Genomic DNA, 21,878 nt, shown 5'->3' on the forward strand with positions numbered 1-21,878 from the left:
CCGCCAACGAGGGTACTTTTCATGTCCCAAGAATTCGATTACATCATCGTCGGTGCCGGCTCCGCCGGTAACACCCTGGCCACCCGCCTGACCGAAGACGCCAGCGTCACCGTGCTGCTGCTGGAAGCCGGCGGCCCCGACTACCGCTTCGACTTCCGCACCCAGATGCCGGCCGCCCTGGCCTTCCCGCTGCAGGGTCGCCGCTACAACTGGGCCTACGAGACCGATCCGGAGCCGCACATGGACGGCCGCCGCATGGAATGCGGTCGCGGCAAGGGCCTGGGCGGCTCGTCGCTGATCAACGGCATGTGCTACATCCGTGGTAACGCCATGGACTTCGACGGCTGGGCTGAACTGCCGGGCCTGGAAGACTGGACCTACCTGGACTGCCTGCCGTACTTCCGTAAAGCCGAAACCCGCGACATCGGCCCGAACGACTACCACGGCGGCGAAGGCCCGGTCAGCGTGGCCACGCCGAAAGCCGGCAACAACCCGCTGTTCCACGCCATGGTCGAGGCCGGCGTGCAGGCCGGTTACCCGCGCACCGAAGACCTCAACGGCTACCAGCAGGAAGGTTTCGGCCCGATGGACCGTTCGGTGACCAAGAACGGCCGTCGCTCCAGCACTGCCCGTGGCTACCTGGACCAGGCCAAGAAGCGCCCGAACCTGACCATCGTCACCCACGCCCTGAGCGATCGCGTGCTGTTCGACAACAAGCGCGCCGTTGGCGTGACCTACCTGGTGGGTGACAGCGAAGAGCGCGTCGAAGCCCGCGCCCGCAAGGAAGTGATCGTTTCCTCCGGCGCCATCGCCTCGCCGCAGCTGCTGCAGCGTTCCGGCGTCGGCCCGCGCGCCCTGCTGGAAAGCCTCGACATTCCGGTGGTCCACGACCTGCCGGGCGTCGGCGAGAACCTGCAGGACCACCTGGAACTGTACCTGCAGTACGCCTGCACCCAACCGGTGTCGCTGTACCCGTCGCTGCTGTGGTGGAACCAGCCGAAAATCGGTGCCGAGTGGCTGTTCAACGGCACTGGTATCGGCGCCAGCAACCAGTTCGAGGCCGGCGGTTTCATCCGCACCCGTCCTGAGTTCAAGTGGCCGAACATCCAGTACCACTTCCTGCCGGTCGCGATTAACTACAACGGCTCCAACGGCGTGAAAGAGCACGGCTTCCAGGCGCACATGGGCTCCATGCGCTCGCCGGCCCGTGGTCGCATCCAGGCCAAGTCGAAGAACCCGCGCCAGCACCCGAGCATCCTGTTCAACTACATGTCCACCGACCAAGACTGGCAGGAATTCCGCGACGGCATCCGCCTGACCCGCGAAATCATGGCCCAGCCGGCGCTGGACGCGTTCCGTGGTCGCGAGATCAGCCCGGGCGCTCACGTGCAAACGGATGAAGAGCTGGACAAGTTCATCCGCGAGCACGCCGAAACCGCCTTCCACCCGTCCTGCTCGTGCAAGATGGGCACCGACGACATGGCAGTGGTCGACGGCGAAGGTCGCGTGCATGGCATGCAGGGCCTGCGCGTGGTCGACGCATCGATCATGCCGCTGATCATCACCGGCAACCTGAACGCCACCACGATCATGATCGCCGAGAAGATCTCGGACAAGATCCGTGGCCGCAAGCCGCTGCCGCGCAGCACCGCCAAGTACTACGTGGCGGGCGATGCACCGGTGAAGGGCAAGCCGATGCGTGAAGTGAAGCAGGCCTGATCAGGCCCGTGGGAGCGGGCTTGCCCCGCGATAGCGAGAGATCTGCTGACATCGCTGTTCTGACGGACACCATCGCGGGGCAAGCCCGCTCCCACCCTGATCCAAAAGGCACCTCTCGAGGTGCCTTTTCTACATCTGCAGAAACGCTTTACAGCCTGCCAATTCATCAGGTTAGAATCGATTGGCACGCGACCTGCTAGTTCACGCTACAAGTCCCTTTTCTCTGCGATGTCCCGGAGTACCGCCTTTGGATGCGAGCACCATCAACAGCCTGTTCCTGATCGGCGCTTTACTGGTGGGCGCAAGTATCCTGGTCAGCTCGCTGTCATCGCGCCTGGGCATCCCCATTCTCGTCATCATCCTCGCGGTCGGCATGATCGCCGGGGTCGATGGTGGCGGCATCATCTTCAACAACTACCCGACCGCCTACCTGGTGGGCAACCTGGCGCTCGCCGTGATCCTGCTCGACGGCGGCCTGCGCACCCGGGTGGCGAGCTTCCGCGTGGCGCTGTGGCCGGCCCTGTCGCTGGCCACGGTCGGCGTGCTGATCACCACCGGCCTGACCGGCATGGTCGCCGCCTGGCTGTTCGACCTGAGCCTGATCCAGGGCCTGCTGATCGGCGCCATCGTCGGCTCCACCGATGCCGCGGCAGTGTTCTCGCTGCTCGGCGGCAAGGGCCTGAACGAGCGGGTCACCGCCACCCTGGAGATCGAGTCGGGCAGCAACGATCCGATGGCGGTGTTCCTCACCGTCACCCTGATCGACATGATCGCCAGCGGCCAGACCGGCCTGCACTGGAGCCTGCTGACCCACCTGCTGCGCGAGTTCGGCATCGGCGGGCTGATGGGCCTGGGTGGCGGCTGGTTGATGCTGCAACTGGTCAACCGCATCAACCTGGCCGGCGGCCTGTACCCGATCCTGGTGGTGGCCGGCGGCCTGGTGGTGTTCTCCCTGACCAACGCCCTGCACGGCAGCGGCTTCCTCGCCGTGTACCTGTGCGGCCTGGTGCTGGGCAACCGGCCGATCCGCAGCCGCCACGGCATCCTGCACATGCTCGACGGCATGGCCTGGCTGGCGCAGATCGGCATGTTCCTGGTGCTGGGCCTGCTGGTCACCCCCCACGACCTGCTGCCCATCGCCCTGCCCGCCCTGGGCCTGGCGCTGTGGATGATCCTGGTGGCCCGCCCGCTGTCGGTGGTGGCCGCCCTGCTGCCGTTCAAGGCCTTCCATGGCCGCGAGAAGGGCTTCATCAGTTGGGTCGGCCTGCGTGGCGCGGTGCCGATCATCCTCGCGGTGTTCCCGCTGATGGCGGGCCTGCCCCAGGCCCAGCTGTTCTTCAACCTGGCCTTCTTCATCGTGCTGGTGTCGCTGCTGGTGCAGGGCACCAGCCTGCCGTGGATGGCCAAGCTGCTGAAGGTCACGGTACCGCCGGACCCGGCGCCGATTTCCCGCTCCGCGCTCGAGGTGCACGTCACCAGCGAGTGGGAGCTGTTCGTCTACCGCCTGGGTGCCGAGAAATGGTGCATCGGCGCCGCCCTGCGCGAGCTGAAGATGCCCGAGGGCACGCGCATCGCCGCGTTGTTCCGCGGCGAGCAACTGCTGCACCCGTCGGGCAGTACCGTGCTGGAAGTCGGCGACATGCTCTGCGTGATCGGCCACGAACATAACCTGCCGGCGCTGGGCAAGCTGTTCAGCCAGGCGCCGCAACGTGGCCTGGACCTGCGTTTCTTCGGCGACTTCGTCCTCGAAGGCGATGCCGAGCTGGGTGCGGTGGCCGCACTTTATGGCCTGAAACTCGACGGTCTGGACGCAAATATGCCGCTGGCGCAGTTCATCCGACAGAAGGTCGGAGGCGCGCCAGTAGTAGGCGACCAGATCGAATGGCACGGCACGATCTGGACCGTCGCGGTCATGGACGGGAACAAGATCCAGAAAGTGGGCGTCAGATTCCCCGAAGGTACCCGCCCCGGCCCCGGGCTGTTCCTCTAAACTCCGATTTGCCGCGTAACACAAGAACTCTGCCTATGTCCCTGCGTGACCATTGCCGCGCAGCCCTGCTGGGGCTGTGCCTGACCCTCTCGTTCGCCGCCGGCGCGGTGGAAATCCCGACCACCCCGGGCATCCAGAGCAGCCTGAGCAAGATCGCCGAGCGCAAGCTGCCGGAAACCGAGCAGAAAGCCGTGCAACAGGTGCTGGAACAGACCCTGGCGCTGCTCAACGCCCGCGACGACAGCGAGAGGAAGCTCGAAGCCCTCAAGCAGCAGTTGGCCAATGCTCCCCAGGAGATCCGTGACAGCCAGCGCGAGCTGATCAAGCTCAAGGCCAGCAACGCCGTGCCAGTGGCGCAGCGCTACGCCAGCCTGACGGTGCCGCAGCTCGAACAGATGCTCAGCGAACGCAGCACCCAGCAGGGCGACCTGCAGAAGGCGCTGTCCGAAGCCAACAGCCTGATCATCAACTCGCAGACCCGCCCTGAACGCGCCCAGGCCGAGATCAGCAGCAACCAGATGCGCGTGCAGCAGATCAACAACAGCCTCAAGAGCGGCAAGGACAACGGCAAGTCGATCAACGCCGACCAGCGCAACCAGCTCAACGCCGAACTGGCCTCGCTCAACGCCCTGACCCTGCTGCGCCGCCAGGAACTGGCCGGCAACAGCGTGCTGCAGGACCTGGGCAACGCCCGCCACGACCTGCTGATCGAGCGCGCCACCCGCCTGGAGCAGGAAATCCAGGACCTGCAGACGCTGATCAACGAAAAGCGCCTGGCCCAGTCGCAACAGGCCGTCACCCGCCAGTCGATCGAGGCGCAGAAGGCCGGCGGCAGCAACCTGCTGGCCACCGAGAGCACCGCCAACCTGCAGCTGTCCGACTACCTGCTGCGCAGCACCGACCGCCTCAACGAGGTGACCCAGCAGAACCTGCGCACCAAGCAGCAGCTCGACAGTCTCACCCAGGCCGACCAGGCCCTGGACGAACAGATCAACGTGCTCAAGGGCAGCCTGCTGCTGTCGAAGATCCTCTACAAGCAGAAGCAGGCCCTGCCGCACCTGAAGCTTGACCGCAACCTGGCCGACCAGATCGCCGATATCCGCCTCTACCAGTTCGAGATCAACCAGGAACGCGAACAGATGAGCAGCCCGTCCACCTATGTGGACAAGCTGCTGGCCAGCCAGCCCGAGGAAGATGTCACCCCGCAACTGCGCAAGGCCCTGCTGGAAGTGGCGATCACCCGCAGCGACCTGCTCGAGCGGTTGAACCGCGAGCTGTCGGCGCTGCTCAACGAATGCATCACCCTGCAACTGAACCAGAAGCAACTGTTGAGCACCGCCCAGAACCTGCGCACCACCCTGGAAGAGCAGATGTTCTGGATCCCCAGCAACAAGCCGCTGGACTGGCAATGGCTGCGCGAAGTGCCCGAGCGCCTGACCACTCAGGTGGCCAGCCTGCCCTGGGGCGCGGGCATCAAGGAACTGGCTGACGGCCTGGTGCAACAGCCGCTGCTGTTCCTGCCGCTGATCCTGGTGATCGGCGCCCTGCTGTGGCGGCGCAAGGCGCTGTACCGGCGCCTGGGCAAGGTCCACCAGGACATCGGCCACTTCAAGCGCGACAGCCAGTGGCATACGCCCCAGGCGATCCTGATCAACATCCTGCTCGCCCTGCCGGTGGCCCTGGCCCTGACCCTGGGCAGCTACGCCCTGCAGCTCGACGCCCGCGGGCAGAACGCCAACCTCGGCGCCGCCCTGTGGCAGATCGCCCAGGCCTGGCTGGTGTTCTACACCGCCTACCGCATCCTCGCCCCGGGCGGCGTGGCCGAGATCCACTTCCGCTGGCACAAGCCACAGGTCGAGTTCCTGCGCGGCTGGGTGCGCCGACTCGGCACCGTGGTGCTGGCCCTGGTCGGCGTGGTGGCGGTGGCTGAACACCAGCCGTCGGCACTGGCCGAGGACGTGCTGGGCATCGGCGTGGTGCTGACCTGCTACGCCCTGATGGCCTGGCTGCTCAGCCGCCTGCTGCTGAGCAGCCCGGCGCACCAGAACACCTCGCTGTTCCGCAAGGCCGTCGGGGTGGCTTTCACCGCTCTGCCCATCGCGCTGTTCGTGGCGGTGTGCTTCGGCTACTACTACACCGCCCTCAAGCTCACCGACCGGCTGATCTACACCCTCTACCTGCTGCTGTTCTGGCTGGTGATCGAGGCCGCGTTCGTGCGCGGCCTGTCGGTGGCGGCACGGCGCCTGGCCTACCAGCGCGCCCTGAGCAAACGCCAGGCGGCCAAGGAAGGGCTGGACGGCGAAGTGGTGGTCGAGGAGCCGACCCTGGACATCGAGCAGGTCAACCAGCAGTCCCTGCGCCTGATCCGCCTGGCCCTGCTCGGCGGCTTCATCGGCGGGCTGTACTGGGTATGGGCGGACCTGATCACGGTGTTCGCCTACCTCAACAACATCACCCTCTACGAGTACAGCAGCGGCACCGGCGCGGCGGCCAGCATGGTGCCGATCAGCCTCGGCGACCTGCTCGGCGCCATGGTCATCGCCGGTATCGCCGTGGCCCTGGCCAGCAACCTGCCGGGCCTGCTCGAAGTGCTGGTGCTGTCGCGCCTGAACCTGGCCCAGGGCAGCGCCTACGCGATCACCACGTTGCTGTCCTATGTGATTGCCGGCGTCGGCATCGTCAGCACCCTGGCCACCCTCGGGGTCAGCTGGGACAAGCTGCAATGGCTGGTGGCGGCACTGTCGCTGGGCCTGGGCTTCGGCATGCAGGAGATCTTCGCCAACTTCATCTCCGGCATCATGATCCTGTTCGAGCGCCCGGTGCGCATCGGCGACACCATCACCATCGGCAACCTGTCCGGCACGGTGAGCAAGATCCGCATCCGCGCCACCACCATCACCGACTTCGACCGCAAGGACATCATCGTCCCCAACAAGACCTTCATCACCGGCCAGCTGATCAACTGGTCGCTGACCGACACGGTCACCCGGGTGACGCTGAAGCTGGGCATCGACTACGGCTCGGACCTGGACCTGGTGCGCGACCTGCTGCTCAAGGGCGCCCACGAAAACCCGCGGGTGCTCAAGGACCCGGAGCCGCTGGTGTACTTCCTCAACTTCGGCGAAAGTTCGCTGGACCACGAGCTGCGCATGCACGTGCGCGACCTGGGTGACCGCAACCCGACGCTGGATGAACTGAACCGCTATATCAACCGCGAGTTCAAGGCGCACAACATCAAGATCTCGGTGCGCCAGGTGGAGGTGTTCCTGATGGATACCAAGGGTGGCAAGCAGCAGTTGATCCCGATGGAGCGCAAGCCGGACAGCACGCCTCCCGTCTGAGTGGACGTCAAAGGGGTAACCGCCCAGAATGCCGGCGAGGGCTTCGCCCTCGTTCGCGGGTAAACCCGCTCCCACAGAGCAAGCGCGATCCCTGTGGGAGCGGGTTTACCCGCGAAGGGCCGCACAGCGACCCCAATGGCATCGAATCCAGGAGCAGGCCCCGTGAAGTCCCTCGACCAACTCACCTTCGACAACCGCTTCGCCCAACTCGGCGACGCGTTTTCCACCCAGGTCCTGCCCGACCCGATCGCCGATCCACGCCTGGTCGTCGCCAGCGAATCGGCCATGGCCCTGCTCGACCTCGACCCGGCCCAGGCCGAACTGCCGGTGTTCGCCGAGCTGTTCAGCGGCCACAAGCTCTGGGAAGAGGCCGACCCTCGGGCGATGGTGTATTCCGGCCACCAGTTCGGCTCCTACAACCCGCGCCTGGGTGACGGCCGCGGCCTGCTGCTGGGCGAGATCCTCAACGAGGCCGGCGAGCACTGGGACCTGCACCTCAAGGGCGCCGGCCAGACCCCCTATTCGCGCATGGGCGACGGCCGCGCCGTGCTGCGCTCGTCGATCCGCGAATTCCTCGCCTCCGAGGCCCTGCACGCCCTGGGCATTCCCAGCAGCCGCGCATTGTGCGTGATCGGCTCGAGCACCCCGGTATGGCGCGAAGCCCGCGAGAGCGCCGCCATGCTCCTGCGCCTGGCCCAGAGCCACGTGCGCTTCGGCCACTTCGAATACTTCTACTACACCAAGCAACCGGAACAACAGCGGGTGCTGATCGACCATGTGCTGGAGCAGCACTACCCCGAGTGCCGCGACGCCGAGCAGCCCTACCTGGCCATGTTCCGCACCATCGTCGAACGCAACGCCGAACTGATCGCCCGCTGGCAGGCCTATGGCTTCTGCCACGGGGTGATGAACACCGACAACATGTCGATCCTGGGCATCACCTTCGACTTCGGCCCCTACGCCTTCCTCGACGACTTCGACGCCAACTTCATCTGCAACCATTCCGATGACCGGGGCCGCTACAGCTACGCCAACCAGGTGCCGATCGCCCACTGGAACCTCAGCGCCCTCGCCCAGGCCCTGACCACGGTGATCGAGGTCGAGCCGCTGAAGGAGGCGCTGGGACTGTTCCTGCCGCTGTACCAGGCGCACTACCTGGACCTGATGCGCCGCCGCCTGGGCCTGACCACCGCCGAGGACGACGACATGGCACTGGTCGAACGACTGCTGCAGTGCATGCAGCGGGGTGGCGTGGATTACACCCTGTTCTTCCGCCGTCTGGGCGAGCAGCCCGTGGCCGAGGCCCTGCAGGTGCTGCGGGATGACTTCATCGACCTGGCCGGCTTCGACGCCTGGGGCATCGAGTACCAGGCGCGCTGCGAACGCGAGCCGGGCAACGCTGAAGGGCGGTGTGAGCGCATGCATGCGGTCAACCCGCTGTACGTGCTGCGCAACTACCTGGCGCAGAAGGCCATCGAAGCCGCCGAGGCGGGCGACTACAGTGAAGTGCGGCGGCTGCACCAGGTACTGGGCAAGCCGTTTGAGGAGCAACCCGGGATGCAGGCCTATGCCGAGCGTCCGCCGGAGTGGGGCAAGCACCTGGAGATCAGTTGCTCGTCATGAACCCCGGGGCCGCTGCGCGGCCCTTTCGCGGCACAAGGCCGCTCCTACAGGAAAACGCATACCCCTGTAGGAGCGGCCTTGTGCCGCGAAAGGGCTGCACAGCAGCCCCAGCAATATCAAGGAGATAAAATGTCCGAACCCCTGGTAATCCCCTGCCCCCACTGCAACGGCCTCAACCGCCTACCCGCCGAGCGCCTGGGCGACAGCCCCAAATGCGGCCGCTGCAAGCAGGACGTGCTGCTCGCTCAGCCCTTCGACCTGAACGAGAGCACCTACGCCGCCCAGATCAAGGGCGACCTGCCGTTGCTGCTGGATGTCTGGGCCGACTGGTGCGGCCCCTGCAAGAGTTTCGCCCCGGTGTTCGAACAGGCCGCGCGCCAGCTCGCCGGCCGCTGCCGCCTGGCCAAGCTCGACAGCGAGGCCAACCGTAACCTCGCCGGCCAGCTCGGTATCCGCTCGATCCCCAGCTTGATCCTGTTCAGGAATGGCCGTGAAGTGGCGCGCCAGGCTGGGGCGTTTCCGCTGCAGTCGTTGCTGGAGTGGCTACGCAGCCAAGGAGTCTAGATACGCTCACACACTGGCCAGAAGGGACTCATAGGGAATCCTCAGACCATCATGCAAGCGCTTGATCATCGAGAGGCTCAAGCCTCGCTTGCCGTTCAATACTTCGGAAACGCGACCGCTCGGACCGATATAGCGCTCAAGATCACGCGGCGTCAGCCCTTGCTGGTCCATGCAGAACTTGATCGCCTCGATCGGGCCCGCTGAATGAATCGGATAGTGCTTGTTCTCATAAACTTCGATCAATGTCACAAGCACTTCCATTTCATCCGCCTCCGGCGTCCCGGCTTCGGCCTGGAAAATGGCTTCCAGCCGCTTGAAGGCGGCCTGCAGGTCATCATCACTGCGAATGGGCTTAATATTCATTGATCGTCTCCACGTCGATCTCGTCATAGCGCTTGTGCGTTCCGACGAATTTCACCCAGGCAATACCTGCCCGATACTGCATTTCCACCACGAGCCGATACTTGTTGCCGCCGATGTTGAACACCACACGATTGATCGCGCAGATGCTGGCATTGCCGATCTGCGCCTTCACGTCCTGTGGAGAACACCAATCGGCCTTGAGCACCAGGTCATGCCAGCTTTCCAGGGGCGCCTTGGCATCCTCATGCCCGGGCAGCTCCCAGAACCGGACCAACGATCGCTTTGCAATAATACGCATCCCGGCGCAATCTCCCGTTTTGGGAGATTTTAGTCAGGATCGGTACTGCTCGCAAGTACCGTCTAGGCGCTGCGCTCCAGCAGATCATGCAACTCGACGAACTGCTGGGTCAGTTTGTGCCGTGGCTCCAGGTGGATCAGCGGCAGGCTGGCATGGTGGGACTCGCGCATCTTCACCGAGCTGCCCAGGTAAACCGGCAGCACCGGCAGGCCTTCGGCCAGCAGCTCGTCGAGCATCTGCTGGGGCAGGCTGGCCCGTGACTGGAACTGGTTGACCACGATGCCCTCGACCATCAGCTCGTCGTTGTGGTCTTCCTTGAGTTCGTCGATCTCGGCCAGCAGGCCGTACAGCGCCTGGCGCGAGAAGCTGTCGCAATCGAAGGGGATCAGCACGCGATCGGCAGCGATCAGCGCGGAAACCGCGTAGAAGTTCAACGCTGGCGGCGTATCGATGTAGATCCGCTCGTAGTCTTCATCCAGCTCGTCGAGCAGTTTGCGCAGCTTGTTGATCTTGTGCTTGGCCTCGAGCTTGGGCTGCAGGTCGGCCAGCTCCGGGGTGGCGGTCACCACGTGGAGGTTGTCGAAGGGGGTTTCGTAGATGTCGACCTTGTTCTTCTTGGCGAACGGCCCGCTGGACAGCGACTGCTTGAAGAAGTCGGCGATGCCCATGGGAATGTCGTCGCCGGTCAGGCCGGTGAGGTACTGGGTCGAGTTGGCCTGGGCATCCAGGTCGATCAGCAGGGTCCGATAGCCTTCGCTGGCACTGACCGCCGCAAGATTGCAGGCAATGCTCGACTTGCCCACGCCACCTTTCTGATTGAACACCACGCGCCGCATGACAGACCTCCGTGTATCAACGAATGCCCGAGTATGTGGCGCCGCACCGCTTATGGCCAGCACTTCACTCAAGTTGGGCGGCCAGCGACCGACAACCTGTCACTGACCAGCCGTCGGAAAACCCTTACGCAGCAGATTCGATTCGATACTTCTGCGCAAATGCAATGTCTGACTGACAGGAATGTAACGACTAATTGCTACACACCTCCGTCACCGGGATAATGCGCGCCACTCGGCAAAGCGCCACCCTGCAAGGTCTGTGTTCCGAGTCATCCCCAAGGCAAGGAAGTCCCACAGGGCGGGAAGTAACAAGCACCGTGATCACCTTTGATATCAGCCAATGGCGCGCCTGGGCGCCCGGCCTGCAGACGCCCGACGACTGGCAGTCCTGGGCCGACCATGACCTGCACCCATGCGCCGTGGAGCAGGTGCCGGACGTCTCGTTCCTGCCCGCCATGCAACGCCGCCGCCTGAGCCCGCTCGCACGCATGGCGTTCGCCGTGGGCTGGCCACTGGCCGAGGATTGCGAACCGATGCCACTGGTGTTCGTCTCGCGCCACGGCGAAACGCCGCGCACCTTCTCGATCCTCAGCGACCTGGCCGCACAGCAGCCGCTCTCGCCCACCCAGTTCAGCCTCTCGGTGCACAATGCCGTGATCGGCCTGTGGTCGATCCTGCGCGGCGAGACGTGCGAGATGACCGCTCTGGCCGCGGCCGGCGACGGTTTCGAGCAAGGCCTGCTGGAAGCCGCGGCCTTGCTGCGCGAAGGGGCGCCGGCGGTGCTGCTGATCATCGCCGAGGAACAACCGCCGTCGGTCTACGGCCCCTGGATCGACGACGTGCCATTTGGCTACGCGCTGGCATTGCGCCTCACGCCTGGGCGACAATGGCAACTGGCACTAGGCCACCCCTCATCGCCCGATGCTCCCCGCCCCCCGCTGCCCCACGCCTTGAGCTGGCTGCAAGCCACGCTGGGCGGTGCCCGATCCCTTTCCCACACCTGGAACCGCCGCACATGGAACTGGCAACGACAGCCATAGAGCGCCCCCGGGACGCCTACCTGTGGCGCCTGCTGGCAACCGCCCTGAGCTTTGGCCTGTTCGGCCTGGGTGGTCTGTGCCTGCGTCTGCTGGTGTTCCCCCTGCTCGCCTGCCTGCCGGGTGACGCCACGCGCCACCGCCAGCGCGCCCGGCGCACCATCGGCTGGCTGTTCTGGCGCTTCATCCGCTTCATGCAGGTGACCGGCGTGCTCACTTATGAGATCAAGGGTGCCGAGCGCCTGGGCAGCCCCGGGCAGATGATCATTGCCAACCACCCCTCGCTGATCGACGTGGTGTTCCTCATCGGCCTGGTGCGCCAGGCCAACTGCGTGGTCAAGCACAGTCTGTTCGCCAACCCGTTCACCCGCGGCCCGGTGCGCGAGGCCCAGTACATCGGCAACGACGGCAGCATGGACATGCTCGACAGCGCCGTCGCCGCCTTGCAGCAAGGCCAGCCGCTGATCATCTTCCCCGAAGGCACGCGCACCGCGCCCGGCCATGTCCCCGCCTTTCATCGCGGCGCCGCGGCCATCGCCCTGCGGGGTGCGAAGATCATCACACCCGTGACCATCCGGGTCAGCCCCACCACCCTGACCAAGAACGAGCCCTGGTACCGCATTCCCTGGCGCCGTGTGCACTTCTGCCTCAGCGTCGGCGCCGACATCGACCTCCAGGCCTTCGCCGCCATGGGCCCGGCGCCGATCGCGTCGCGCCGACTCAACGATTTCCTGCACCAGCACTATACAAAGGAGCTCGCCGCCGATGAGCGATCCACAGCAAGACCTGAACCGTGACCTCAAGCAACTGATCATCGACGCCCTGGGCCTGGAAGACATCAGCGTGCAGGACATCGACGACCAGCAGACCCTGTTCGGCGAAGGTCTGGGCCTGGACTCGGTGGACGCCCTCGAGCTCGGCCTGGCGATCCAGAAGCGCTACGGCATCAAGATCGACGCCGACGCCAAGGACACCCGCAACCATTTCAGCAACGTCGCCACCCTCGCGGCGTTCGTCACCGCTCGTCAGGCAGCCTGAGACCGCACCATGCAAACCCGTGAAGACATCTTCAACATCCTGCGCGACGCCCTGGTCGAGCTGTTCGAACTGCAACCGACCAGCATTTCCCTGGAGTCCAACCTGTACCAGGACCTGGAAATCGACAGCATCGACGCCGTCGACCTGATCGACCACATCAAGCGCCAGACCGGCAAGAAGATCGCCGCCGACGACTTCAAGTCGGTACGCACCGTGGGTGACGTGGTCGAGGCGGTGCACCGCCTGGTCAACCCGGCGGCATGAAACGCCTGATCGGCCTCGGCCTGCTGCTGGCCGGGCTGCTGTACCCCTTCGCGGTGCACTTCGGCATGGCCCATTTCGCCCCCTGGCAATTCGGCCTGCTGCTCGGCGGCCTGTGGCTGGCCCGTGCCCTGAGCACGCCGCGCCGCCCGGGCAGCCTGTGGATGGCGCTGGCGGCGCTGGCGTTCTGCGCCCTGCTGGGGCTGTCCGACAGTCCGCATCTGCTGCGCTGGTACCCGGTGCTGATCAGCGCCTTCATGCTGGCCCTGTTCGGCGCCAGCCTGCTGCGCGGCATGCCGGTGGCCGAACGCCTGGCGCGCCTGCGCGAGCCCGATCTGCCGCCCCATGCGGTGCGCTACACGCGGCGGGTGACGCAGGTGTGGTGCCTGTTCTTCCTGGCCAATGGACTGGTCGCCGCGGGCCTGACCCTGTGGGCGCCGCTGGCCTGGTGGACCCTGTACAACGGGCTGATCGCCTATGCCGCGATGGGCCTGCTGTTCGCCGTCGAATGGCTGATAAGACAACGTGTGCGAGGACGCTCATGAACTGGATCAACCTCGAACACCTGCTGCGCCCGCTGGACGCCCCGCGCCAGGTGACCCACGCACCATCCCTGGACCACGCCCAGCTCAGCCTGCAGGCCCTGCGCCTGGCCGGCGGCCTGCGTGAGCGCGGGATCCGCCGCCTGGCCGTGCACCTGGAAGACGCCGCGTCGCTGGCCATCGCCCTGCTCGGCGCCTGGCGCGCTGGCGCCGAGGTGCTGCTGCCCGCCGACCTGCAACCCGCCACCCGTGAGCGCTGGCAGGCCCAGGTCGACCTGTGGCTGACCACCGACGAGCAGCTAGACGACCTGCTGGATGAGGCCCTCGCGCCTGCCGACCTCGACCTCGACACCTGCCGCGTCAGCCTGTGCACCTCCGGCTCCAGCGGTGAGCCCAAGCGCATCGACAAGCAGCTGCGCCAGCTGGCCAACGAGGTCAATGCCCTGGAGCAGCTCTGGGGCAAGGACCTCGGCACGGCCTGGATCATCGGCAGTGTCGCCACCCAGCACATCTACGGCCTGCTGCTGCGCGTACTCTGGCCACTGTGTGCCGGGCGCGGCTTCGAGCGCCGCCAACTGCCATTTCCCGAAGACCTGCAACGCGCCAGCCGCGAGCACCCGGCGTTCGCCTGGGTGGCCAGCCCGGCACTGCTCAAGCGCATGGGCGACAACCTCGACTGGCCGGCCCTGAGCCCGGTGCGCAGGGTATTCTCCTCCGGCGGTGAACTGCCGCCAGCCGCCGCCGAAAGCCTGCAACAACGCCTGGGACAATGGCCCACCGAGATCCTCGGCAGCTCCGAGACCGGCGGTATCGCCTGGCGTCAGGGCGAACCGCTGTGGCAACCCTTTGCCGACGTGCAGTTGAGCCAGGATGAACGGGGCGCCCTGCGCATCGCCTCGCCCTACCTGCCCGCCGGTCATGTCGAACAGAGCGCCGACGCCGCCGAGTTCAGCGACGACGGGCGCTTCCGCCTGCTCGGCCGGCTGGACCGCATCGTCAAGCTCGAAGAGAAACGCATCTCGCTGCCCATGCTCGAACAGGCCCTGTGCGCCAATGCCTGGGTCGCCGAAGCACGCCTGGGGATGATCGAGGAAGGCCGCGCCTACCTCGGCGCCCTGGTAGCCCTGACCCCGGCCGGGCTGCACGCCCTGCGCAACCAGGGCCGCCGCGCCGTGATCGACGGCCTGCGCCAGCACCTGGCCGGCCATTGCGAGGCGCTGGCCCTGCCACGCCGCTGGCGCCTGGTGCGCCAGTTGCCTCTCAATACCCAGGGCAAGCTGCCCCAGGCCGATCTGCAGGCGCTGCTGCTGGCCTCGCGCAGCATGGCGCCGGAGGTGCTGGAGCACAGTCGACAAGGCGAAGAGCTGCACCTGCGCCTGGCGGTGCCCCTGGATCTTGCCTGCTTCCCCGGTCACTTCCCGCAGACGCCCGTGCTGCCGGGCGTGGTCCAGGTCGACTGGGCGCTCGCCCTGGCCACGTCGCACTTGCACCTGGCCCAGCGCTTTGCCGGCATGGAAGTACTCAAGTTCCAGCAACTGGTGCGCCCCGGTGACGAGCTGCTGTTGACCCTGCGTTTTGATGCCGAGCGCGGCAAGCTGTACTTCGCCTACACCTGCGCCGGGCAGCCCTGCTCCAGCGGTCGCATCGTGCTGGAGGCCGCCTGTGCATAAGCCTTGCGCGGTGATCCCGGTGTACAACCACGAGCAGGCGCTGCCCAAGGTGGTCGACGACCTGCTGCGCGCCGGCCTGCCCTGCGTGCTGGTCGACGACGCCAGCCACGCGGCCTGTGCCCGGGTACTGGGCCAGCTGGCCGAGCGCGACGACGTTCACCTGGTCACCCTGGCGGTCAACCAGGGCAAGGGCGGCGCGGTGATGGCCGGCTTGCGCGAAGCCGCGCGGCTGGGCTTCAGCCACGCCCTGCAGGTGGATGCCGACGGCCAGCACGACCTGGCCGATGTCAGCCACTTCCTGAACCAGTCGCAGGCTTATCCACAGGCGCTGGTGTGCGGTTATCCACAGTACGATGCCAGCGTGCCCAAGGGCCGCCTGTATGCCCGCTACCTGACCCACGTGTGGGTGTGGATCAACAGCCTGTCGCTGCGCATCCCCGATTCGATGTGCGGTTTTCGCGTCTACCCGCTGCCCGCGACCCTGGCGCTGATCGACAGCGTCAGCCTTGGTCGGCGCATGGATTTCGACCCGGAGATCCTGGTGCGCCTGGCGTGGCGCAACCAGCCGATGCGCTGGTTGCCGACCAAGGTCCACTACCCCCAGGACGGCCTGTCGCACTTCCGTCTGTTCCACGACAACGCACTGATCTCGAAGATGCACGCCAAGCTGTTCTTCGGCATGCTCGTGCGCGCCCCGCTGATCCTCTGGCGCAGGTGGCACGCATGAGCGAGCGTCCGCAACACTGGGCCGAGCACCAGGAACGCGGCAGCTTCTGGCTGATGAAGCTCACCGCCACCCTGGCCCGCCTGCTCGGGCGGCGCGTGCTCAGCCCGCTGATCCATGTGATCGTCGCCTACTTCTTCGTCTTCGGCGGCCGCGCCCGGCGCAGCGCCTGGCAGTACCAGCAGCGCTTGCACCGCTGGAGCGCCGGCCAGGTCCAGGCCCCCGGCCAGTGGCGCGTGTTCCGCCAGTTCATGTCATTTGCCGAAGCCCTGCTGGACAAGCTCGACGTATGGAATGGCCGACTGGCCCTGTCGCAGATCGACATCGTCGACCCGGCCAACCTGCGCCAGCAGTTGCGCGGCGAACGCGGGCAAATGCTGGTGGGCGCACACCTGGGCAACCTGGAAGTATGCCGGGCCCTGGCCGAGATCGGCGAAAAAGTGACCATGAACGTGCTGGTGCATACCCGCCATGCCGAACACTTCAACCGCCTGCTGGGTGAAGCCGGGGCCAGCCACCTGCGGCTGATCCAGGTCAGCGAGCTGGACCCGGCGGTGATGCTGCAACTGTCCGAGCGCCTGGAGCGCGGCGAGTGGCTGGCGATCGCCGGCGACCGTGTGCCGCTGCATGGCGGTCGCACCGTGGAGGTGGACTTCCTCGGCTACCCGGCGGCCTTCCCCCAGGGGCCGTGGCTGCTGGCCGGGCTGCTCGGCTGCCCGCTCAACCTGCTGTTCTGCCTCAAGCTTCAGGGCCGCTACCAGGTCACCCTCGAGCCGTTCGTCGAGCGCCTGCAGTGGCGCCGTGGCCAACGCGACGCGGTGATCGCCGAATGGACCGCCCGCTACGCCGAACGCCTGGGCCACTACTGCGCCCAGGCGCCGCTGCAATGGTTCAATTTCTACCCCTTCTGGAAGACCGATGACGATGCATCCGCATGAGCCTGTAACCTTCGGCGAAGCGCCGCTGGCGATCGAAGACGTCCTGGCCCTGGCCGAGCGCCGCGCGCCGTCGCGCCTGCAGGCTGACGCCACCTACCGCGAGCGCATTGCCCGTGGCGCGCGCTTCCTCGACACCTTGCTGGACAAGGAAGGGGTGATCTACGGCGTGACCACCGGCTACGGCGACTCCTGCGTGGTGGCCGTGCCGCTGGAGCACGTCGAGGCCCTGCCCCGCCACCTCTACACCTTCCACGGCTGCGGCCTGGGCCGGCTGCTCGACGCGCCGGCGACCCGCGCCGTGCTGGCGGCGCGCCTGCGCTCGCTGAGCCATGGCGTGTCCGGCGTGCGCCTGGAGCTGCTGGAGCGCCTGCAGGCGTTCATCGAGCATGACATCCTGCCGCTGATCCCCGAAGAAGGTTCGGTCGGCGCCAGCGGCGACCTGACACCGCTGTCCTACGTGGCCGCAGCCCTGTCGGGCGAGCGCGAAGTCATGTACCAGGGCGAGCGCCGCAGCAGCGCCGACGTGCACCGCGAACTCGGCTGGCAGCCCCTGGTGCTGCGCCCCAAGGAAGCGCTGGCGCTGATGAACGGTACTGCGGTGATGACTGGCCTGGCCTGCCTGGCCTTCGCCCGCGCCGACTACCTGCTCAAGCTGGCCACGCGCATCACCGCGCTCAATGTCGTCGCCCTGCAGGGCAACCCCGAGCACTTCGACGAGCGCCTGTTCGCCGCCAAGCCGCACCCCGGCCAGACCCAGGTCGCCGCCTGGCTGCGCCAGGACCTGGCCATCGAGGCCCCGCTGCCACCGCTGCATCGCCTGCAGGACCGCTACTCGCTGCGCTGCGCGCCCCATGTGCTGGGCGTACTGGCCGACAGCCTGGGCTGGCTGCGCAGTTTCATCGAAACCGAACTCAACAGCGCCAACGACAACCCGATCATCGACGGTGATGCCGAGCGCGTGCTGCACGGCGGGCACTTCTATGGCGGGCACATCGCCTTCGCCATGGACAGCCTGAAGAACCTGGTGGCCAACGTCGCCGACCTGCTCGACCGCCAGCTCGCCCTGCTGGTGGACGTGCGCTACAACCACGGCCTGCCGAGCAATCTTTCGGGCGCCGAGGCCGAGCGCGCCATGCTCAACCACGGTTTCAAGGCCGTGCAGATCGGCGCCAGTGCCTGGACCGCCGAGGCACTCAAGCAGACCATGCCGGCCAGCGTGTTCTCTCGCTCCACCGAGTGCCACAACCAGGACAAGGTAAGCATGGGCACCATTGCCGCCCGCGACGCCCTGCGCGTGCTGGAACTGACCGAACAGGTTGCCGCCGCCACCCTGCTGGCCGCCAACCAGGGGGTCTGGCTGCGCCAGCGCCTGGCCGACGCGCACGCCCTGCCGCCGGCCCTGGCGCAGATGCACGCGGCCTTGCTGGAGGACTTCGCCCCGGTCATCGAGGACCGCGCCCTGGAGCAAGACCTGCGCCTGTGCCTGGCCCGTATCGGCCAGCGCCACTGGAGGCTGCATGCGTAATCCCGGGGTGTTCCACGTCGACAGCGAGATCGTCGTGCCATTCTTCGACGTCGACAGCATGCACATCGTCTGGCACGGCCACTACGTCAAGTACCTGGAAGTCGCCCGCTGCGCGCTGCTCGACCGCCTGGAGCACGACTACCTGCGCATGCAGGCCAGCGGCTATGCGTGGCCGGTGATCGACCTGCAGCTGCGCTACATCCGCGGCGCCACCTTTGGCCAGCGCCTGACCGTGCGCGCCAGCCTGGTGGAATGGGAAAACCGTCTGAAGATCCACTACCTGATCAGCGACGCCGCCAGCGGCGAACGCATGACCCGCGCCAGCACCGTGCAGGTGGCGGTGCACATCGATAGCGGCGAAATGCAACTGGCCTCGCCCCAGGCGATGCTCGATGCCGTTGCCAAGGTGCTGCCATGAGCGCCGCGCTGTGCACTGGCATTGCCAGCCTCTTCGCGGGTAAACCCGCTCCCACAGGCACCGCGAAACCTGTGGGAGCGGGTTTACCCGCGAAGGTCCCGACACTGCTCGCCCTGTTGCTGCTGTTCATCAGCCCCCTGACCCTGGCCTTCACCCTCGACGACCTGCAAAAGCAGCTCAGCGAACCTGCCGTGGTCAGCGGCCCGTTCATCCAGGAAAAACACCTGCGCGCCCTGCCCCAGCCACTGACCAGCAAGGGCCGCTTCGTCCTGGCCCGCGACCACGGTCTGCTCTGGCTGCTACAGACCCCGCTGAGTCAGGACTACCGCATCGACGCAAAGGGCATCGCCCGCCGCGACCCGAGTGGCTGGCAAACGTTACCCGCACGCAGTGCCGGCGCCGAACAGAACCGCCTGTTCTTCGCCGTGCTGCAAGGCGACAGCAGCGGCCTGCAACGCGATTTCGAACTGGCGCTTTCAGGCGACGCCGCGCACTGGCAATTGCGCCTGACCCCACGCTCGCTGCTGCTCAAGCAAATCTTCACCCGCATCGACATCGCCGGCGGTCGCTATGTCGAGCGCATCGAACTGAGCGAAACCCAGGGCGACAGCACCGTGCTGCGCATGCCCGAAAGCCGTGGTGCCAGCGCCCTCAGCGACGCGGAGCGCAGCGATTTTGCCGACTGAACGCCTGCTGCCGCGCCTGTTCGCGGGCCTGCTGCTGATCATGCTTGCCGTGGCCGGCTGGCAATGGCATCGCGGTGCGCCGCTGTCGGCCGACCTGATGACCCTGGTGCCCGGCGCCACCCAGGACCCACTGGTCAAGCAAGCCGAGCAACGCATGCAGGAGCCGCTCAACCGCGAGCTGCTGGTGCTGGTCGGCCATTCCCAGCGCGAGCAGGCCGTCGCCCTGGCCCAACGCCTGGCCGGTCAATGGCAGGCCAGCGGCCTGTTCGAGAAGGTGCAATGGAGCCTGCAGACCGACCTGCAAGCGCTACGCAGCCAGTTGCTGCAGGGCCGCGTGGCCATGCTCTCGACCCACGACCGGCAATTGCTGGCCGAGCAGCCCGACACCTTTGTCGAGCAACGCCTGCAAAGCCTGTTCGACCCCTTCGCCGGCTTCAGCCTGGTGGCCAGCCAGGATGACTGGCTCGGCTTGAGCGGCCGCATCCAGCAGAGCCAGCCCAAGCCGGTCAACGTGCAACTGGACACCGCCAGCGGCGCGCTGGTGGCCGAAGCCGACGGCCAGCAGTGGGTGCTGCTGCGCGCCCGCACCCTGGGCAACGCCTTCGACATGCACCTGCCCTTGCAGGTGGCCGACCTGCTGGCCCGCGCCCGCGTCGAGGCCAGCCAGCAAAGCGCCCGACTGCTGGCGGCCAGCGGCCTGCTGTATGCCGCGGCCGGCCAGCAACAGGCCAGCCGCGAGATCACCTGGGTCGGCGGCGGCGCCACCGTGGGCATCCTGCTGCTGTTGCTGCTGGCTTTCCGCCGCTGGCGCGTGCTGCTGGCCTTCGTGCCGGTGCTGGTGGGCATGCTGTTCGGCTCGGTGGTGTGCGTGGCGCTGTTCGGGCAGATGCACGTAATGACGTTGGTGCTCGGCTCCAGCCTGATCGGCGTGGCCGTCGACTACCCGCTGCACTACCTGTCCAAGAGCTGGAGCCTGCAACCCTGGCGCAGCTGGCCGGCCGTGCGCCTGACCCTGCCGGGGCTGAGCCTGAGCCTGGCGACCAGTTGCATCGGCTACCTGGCCCTGGCCTTCACGCCGTTCCCCGCGCTGACCCAGATCGCCGCGTTCTCGGCCGCCGGCCTGGTCGGCGCCTATCTCAGCGCCGTGTGCCTGCTGCCGGCGTTGCTCGGCGGTGTCGAGCTGCGCCCGGCCCAGTGGCCACTGCGCGTCGCGCAATGGCTGACCGAACTGCGCGCCGGCCTGCTGCGCCGAGTCCCCAGCGCTGCGCTGCTGGCCCTGCTGGTGCTGTTCTGCGCCGCCGGGCTGTGGCGCCTGGACAGCCGCAACGACGTGCGCCAGTGGGTCGGCAGCCCGCCGCAACTGCTGGAGGAAGCCCAAGCGGTGGCACGCATCACCGGCTACCAGCCCACCAGCCAGTTCTACCTGGTACGTGGCGCCGACCCACAGCAATTGCTGGAACGCCTGGCGGCGCTGTCGGAAAAACTCGACGAGCTGGTCGACCTGGGCAAGCTCAAGGGTTACATGTCCCTCGATCGGCTGGTTGCCAGCCCCGCCGAGCAGACGCGCACGCTGCAGGCGCTGGATCGCCTGCCCGGACACTGGCAACCGCTGCTGGCCCAGGGCGTGCCGGAAACCGCGCTGCTGGCCGAACTCAAGCAATTGCACCAGTTGCCTATCCAGTCCATCGACGATGTCCTCGCCGGCCCCCTGGGCGAAGCCTGGCGCCCCTTGTGGCTGGGCCAGGTGGACCAGGGCGTGGCCGCCATCGTCAGCCTTCAGGGGCTGAACGACACCGCCTTGCTGCGCCTGCAGTCCGAGGGTCTGCCTGGCGTGCAGCTGGTGGACCGGCTGGGTGAGCTGAACCAACTGTTTGCCGCCACCCAGGTCAGCGCCGCCGAGCTCAAGCTGCTGTCGTGCGTGTTGATCCTGGTGTTGCTGGTGCTGCCGTTCGGCCTGCGCGGTGCCTTGCGCATCGTCGCCCTGCCGCTGCTCGCCGCGCTGTGCAGCCTGGCCCTGCTGGGCTGGCTCGGGCAGCCGCTGACGCTGTTCAGCCTGTTCGGCCTGCTGCTGGTGACTGCCATCGGCGTCGATTACGCGATCCTCATGCACGAGCGCGTCGGCGGTGAGGCGGTGAGCCTGCTGGGCACCCTGCTGGCGGCGCTGACCACCTGGCTGTCGTTCGGCCTGCTGGCGCTGTCGAGCACCCCGGCGGTGAGCAATTTCGGCCTGGCGGTGAGCCTGGGCCTGGCAATGAGCTTCATCCTGGCCCCCTGGGCCGCGCCGCGCCAAGGAGCGCACAGCTGA

General features: G+C 66.8%; 20 protein-coding genes. 17 read left to right on the forward strand and 3 right to left on the reverse strand.

Annotated elements, in window-relative coordinates:
- Nucleotides 1-21: 21 nt before the first annotated feature.
- The 5 genes from betA to trxC all read left to right on the forward strand — a co-directional run bounded on the left by betA (nt 22) and on the right by trxC (nt 9,237).
- Nucleotides 22-1,719: a choline dehydrogenase gene (gene betA, locus ACZ899_RS17475; RefSeq protein WP_203648422.1), complete on the forward strand. Its 1,698-nt coding sequence runs from the start codon at nt 22-24 to the stop codon at nt 1,717-1,719.
- 247 nt (nt 1,720-1,966) lie between these two features.
- Nucleotides 1,967-3,709, forward strand: coding sequence for a potassium/proton antiporter (locus tag ACZ899_RS17480; protein WP_110735265.1), 1,743 nt, complete (start codon nt 1,967-1,969; stop codon nt 3,707-3,709).
- A 35-nt stretch (nt 3,710-3,744) separates the two neighbouring features.
- On the forward strand, nt 3,745-7,050 hold the full coding sequence (mscK, locus tag ACZ899_RS17485; RefSeq protein WP_203648424.1) for a mechanosensitive channel MscK: 3,306 nt from the start codon (nt 3,745-3,747) through the stop codon (nt 7,048-7,050).
- 162 nt (nt 7,051-7,212) lie between these two features.
- Complete coding sequence (selO, locus tag ACZ899_RS17490) at nt 7,213-8,673, forward strand: protein adenylyltransferase SelO (RefSeq protein WP_234561602.1); 1,461 nt, start codon at nt 7,213-7,215, stop codon at nt 8,671-8,673.
- A 129-nt stretch (nt 8,674-8,802) separates the two neighbouring features.
- On the forward strand, nt 8,803-9,237 hold the full coding sequence (gene trxC, locus ACZ899_RS17495; RefSeq protein ID WP_203648428.1) for a thioredoxin TrxC: 435 nt from the start codon (nt 8,803-8,805) through the stop codon (nt 9,235-9,237).
- 6 nt (nt 9,238-9,243) lie between these two features.
- On the opposite strand, the gene ACZ899_RS17500 is transcribed toward trxC, so the two are convergent.
- From ACZ899_RS17500 to ACZ899_RS17510, 3 genes are all read right to left on the reverse strand, one after another.
- Complete coding sequence (locus tag ACZ899_RS17500; RefSeq protein ID WP_110735277.1) at nt 9,244-9,600, reverse strand: helix-turn-helix domain-containing protein; 357 nt, start codon at nt 9,598-9,600, stop codon at nt 9,244-9,246.
- A complete protein-coding gene (locus tag ACZ899_RS17505; RefSeq protein ID WP_234561601.1) occupies nt 9,590-9,898 on the reverse strand; it encodes a type II toxin-antitoxin system HigB family toxin in 309 nt (102 codons plus the stop codon). Before ACZ899_RS17505 ends, ACZ899_RS17500 begins: the two co-directional genes overlap by 11 nt.
- A 62-nt stretch (nt 9,899-9,960) precedes the next feature.
- Nucleotides 9,961-10,734, reverse strand: coding sequence for a ParA family protein (locus ACZ899_RS17510; protein WP_198745742.1), 774 nt, complete (start codon nt 10,732-10,734; stop codon nt 9,961-9,963).
- Between the two features lie 317 nt (nt 10,735-11,051).
- Here ACZ899_RS17510 and ACZ899_RS17515 point away from each other — a divergent pair, with 317 nt between their 5' ends.
- The 12 genes from ACZ899_RS17515 to ACZ899_RS17570 are packed head-to-tail and all read left to right on the forward strand — an operon-like array spanning nt 11,052 to nt 21,878.
- On the forward strand, nt 11,052-11,774 hold the full coding sequence (locus ACZ899_RS17515) for a beta-ketoacyl synthase chain length factor (protein WP_234561600.1): 723 nt from the start codon (nt 11,052-11,054) through the stop codon (nt 11,772-11,774).
- Nucleotides 11,750-12,568: a lysophospholipid acyltransferase family protein gene (locus ACZ899_RS17520; protein WP_203648432.1), complete on the forward strand. Its 819-nt coding sequence runs from the start codon at nt 11,750-11,752 to the stop codon at nt 12,566-12,568. The genes ACZ899_RS17515 and ACZ899_RS17520 overlap by 25 nt, the downstream gene beginning before the upstream one ends.
- Nucleotides 12,537-12,809: a phosphopantetheine-binding protein gene (locus ACZ899_RS17525; protein ID WP_186711983.1), complete on the forward strand. Its 273-nt coding sequence runs from the start codon at nt 12,537-12,539 to the stop codon at nt 12,807-12,809. Before ACZ899_RS17520 ends, ACZ899_RS17525 begins: the two co-directional genes overlap by 32 nt.
- A gap of 9 nt (nt 12,810-12,818) precedes the next feature.
- A complete protein-coding gene (locus ACZ899_RS17530) occupies nt 12,819-13,073 on the forward strand; it encodes an acyl carrier protein (protein ID WP_234561599.1) in 255 nt (84 codons plus the stop codon).
- Nucleotides 13,070-13,615, forward strand: a complete 546-nt coding sequence (locus ACZ899_RS17535) for a COG4648 family protein (protein ID WP_203648436.1) — start codon at nt 13,070-13,072, stop codon at nt 13,613-13,615. Before ACZ899_RS17530 ends, ACZ899_RS17535 begins: the two co-directional genes overlap by 4 nt.
- The gene (locus ACZ899_RS17540; protein ID WP_234561598.1) at nt 13,612-15,282 is read left to right on the forward strand and encodes an ApeI family dehydratase; all 1,671 of its coding nucleotides are present in this window, start codon (nt 13,612-13,614) and stop codon (nt 15,280-15,282) included. The genes ACZ899_RS17535 and ACZ899_RS17540 overlap by 4 nt, the downstream gene beginning before the upstream one ends.
- Complete coding sequence (locus tag ACZ899_RS17545; RefSeq protein ID WP_234561597.1) at nt 15,275-16,009, forward strand: glycosyltransferase family 2 protein; 735 nt, start codon at nt 15,275-15,277, stop codon at nt 16,007-16,009. Before ACZ899_RS17540 ends, ACZ899_RS17545 begins: the two co-directional genes overlap by 8 nt.
- Nucleotides 16,006-16,944 carry a lysophospholipid acyltransferase family protein gene (locus ACZ899_RS17550; RefSeq protein ID WP_234561596.1) on the forward strand — a complete coding sequence of 313 codons (939 nt, stop codon included), beginning with the start codon at nt 16,006-16,008 and terminating at the stop codon, nt 16,942-16,944. The genes ACZ899_RS17545 and ACZ899_RS17550 overlap by 4 nt, the downstream gene beginning before the upstream one ends.
- A complete protein-coding gene (locus tag ACZ899_RS17555) occupies nt 16,925-18,469 on the forward strand; it encodes an HAL/PAL/TAL family ammonia-lyase (protein WP_234561595.1) in 1,545 nt (514 codons plus the stop codon). The genes ACZ899_RS17550 and ACZ899_RS17555 overlap by 20 nt, the downstream gene beginning before the upstream one ends.
- Nucleotides 18,462-18,887 carry an acyl-CoA thioesterase gene (locus ACZ899_RS17560; protein ID WP_234561594.1) on the forward strand — a complete coding sequence of 142 codons (426 nt, stop codon included), beginning with the start codon at nt 18,462-18,464 and terminating at the stop codon, nt 18,885-18,887. The genes ACZ899_RS17555 and ACZ899_RS17560 overlap by 8 nt, the downstream gene beginning before the upstream one ends.
- Nucleotides 18,884-19,573, forward strand: a complete 690-nt coding sequence (locus ACZ899_RS17565) for an outer membrane lipoprotein carrier protein LolA (RefSeq protein WP_232854924.1) — start codon at nt 18,884-18,886, stop codon at nt 19,571-19,573. Before ACZ899_RS17560 ends, ACZ899_RS17565 begins: the two co-directional genes overlap by 4 nt.
- Entirely contained in the window at nt 19,563-21,878 is a 2,316-nt protein-coding gene (locus tag ACZ899_RS17570) for an MMPL family transporter (RefSeq protein WP_234561593.1), read from the forward strand. Before ACZ899_RS17565 ends, ACZ899_RS17570 begins: the two co-directional genes overlap by 11 nt.

It is taken from the genome of Pseudomonas sp. TE31087 (assembly GCF_057284075.1).

What these genes read in the sequence shown, in the direction of transcription:
- ACZ899_RS17550 (WP_234561596.1), top strand. Translation starts at nt 16,006, where the DNA reads ATGAGCGAGCGTCCGCAACACTGGGCCGAGCACCAGGAACGCGGCAGC.
- ACZ899_RS17510 (WP_198745742.1), bottom strand. Translation starts at nt 10,734, where the DNA reads ATGCGGCGCGTGGTGTTCAATCAGAAAGGTGGCGTGGGCAAGTCGAGC.
- ACZ899_RS17520 (WP_203648432.1), top strand. Translation starts at nt 11,750, where the DNA reads ATGGAACTGGCAACGACAGCCATAGAGCGCCCCCGGGACGCCTACCTG.
- ACZ899_RS17560 (WP_234561594.1), top strand. Translation starts at nt 18,462, where the DNA reads ATGCGTAATCCCGGGGTGTTCCACGTCGACAGCGAGATCGTCGTGCCA.
- ACZ899_RS17505 (WP_234561601.1), bottom strand. Translation starts at nt 9,898, where the DNA reads ATGCGTATTATTGCAAAGCGATCGTTGGTCCGGTTCTGGGAGCTGCCC.
- ACZ899_RS17500 (WP_110735277.1), bottom strand. Translation starts at nt 9,600, where the DNA reads ATGAATATTAAGCCCATTCGCAGTGATGATGACCTGCAGGCCGCCTTC.
- betA (WP_203648422.1), top strand. Translation starts at nt 22, where the DNA reads ATGTCCCAAGAATTCGATTACATCATCGTCGGTGCCGGCTCCGCCGGT.
- ACZ899_RS17540 (WP_234561598.1), top strand. Translation starts at nt 13,612, where the DNA reads ATGAACTGGATCAACCTCGAACACCTGCTGCGCCCGCTGGACGCCCCG.
- ACZ899_RS17565 (WP_232854924.1), top strand. Translation starts at nt 18,884, where the DNA reads ATGAGCGCCGCGCTGTGCACTGGCATTGCCAGCCTCTTCGCGGGTAAA.
- ACZ899_RS17535 (WP_203648436.1), top strand. Translation starts at nt 13,070, where the DNA reads ATGAAACGCCTGATCGGCCTCGGCCTGCTGCTGGCCGGGCTGCTGTAC.
- trxC (WP_203648428.1), top strand. Translation starts at nt 8,803, where the DNA reads ATGTCCGAACCCCTGGTAATCCCCTGCCCCCACTGCAACGGCCTCAAC.
- mscK (WP_203648424.1), top strand. Translation starts at nt 3,745, where the DNA reads ATGTCCCTGCGTGACCATTGCCGCGCAGCCCTGCTGGGGCTGTGCCTG.
- ACZ899_RS17555 (WP_234561595.1), top strand. Translation starts at nt 16,925, where the DNA reads ATGACGATGCATCCGCATGAGCCTGTAACCTTCGGCGAAGCGCCGCTG.
- ACZ899_RS17525 (WP_186711983.1), top strand. Translation starts at nt 12,537, where the DNA reads ATGAGCGATCCACAGCAAGACCTGAACCGTGACCTCAAGCAACTGATC.
- ACZ899_RS17530 (WP_234561599.1), top strand. Translation starts at nt 12,819, where the DNA reads ATGCAAACCCGTGAAGACATCTTCAACATCCTGCGCGACGCCCTGGTC.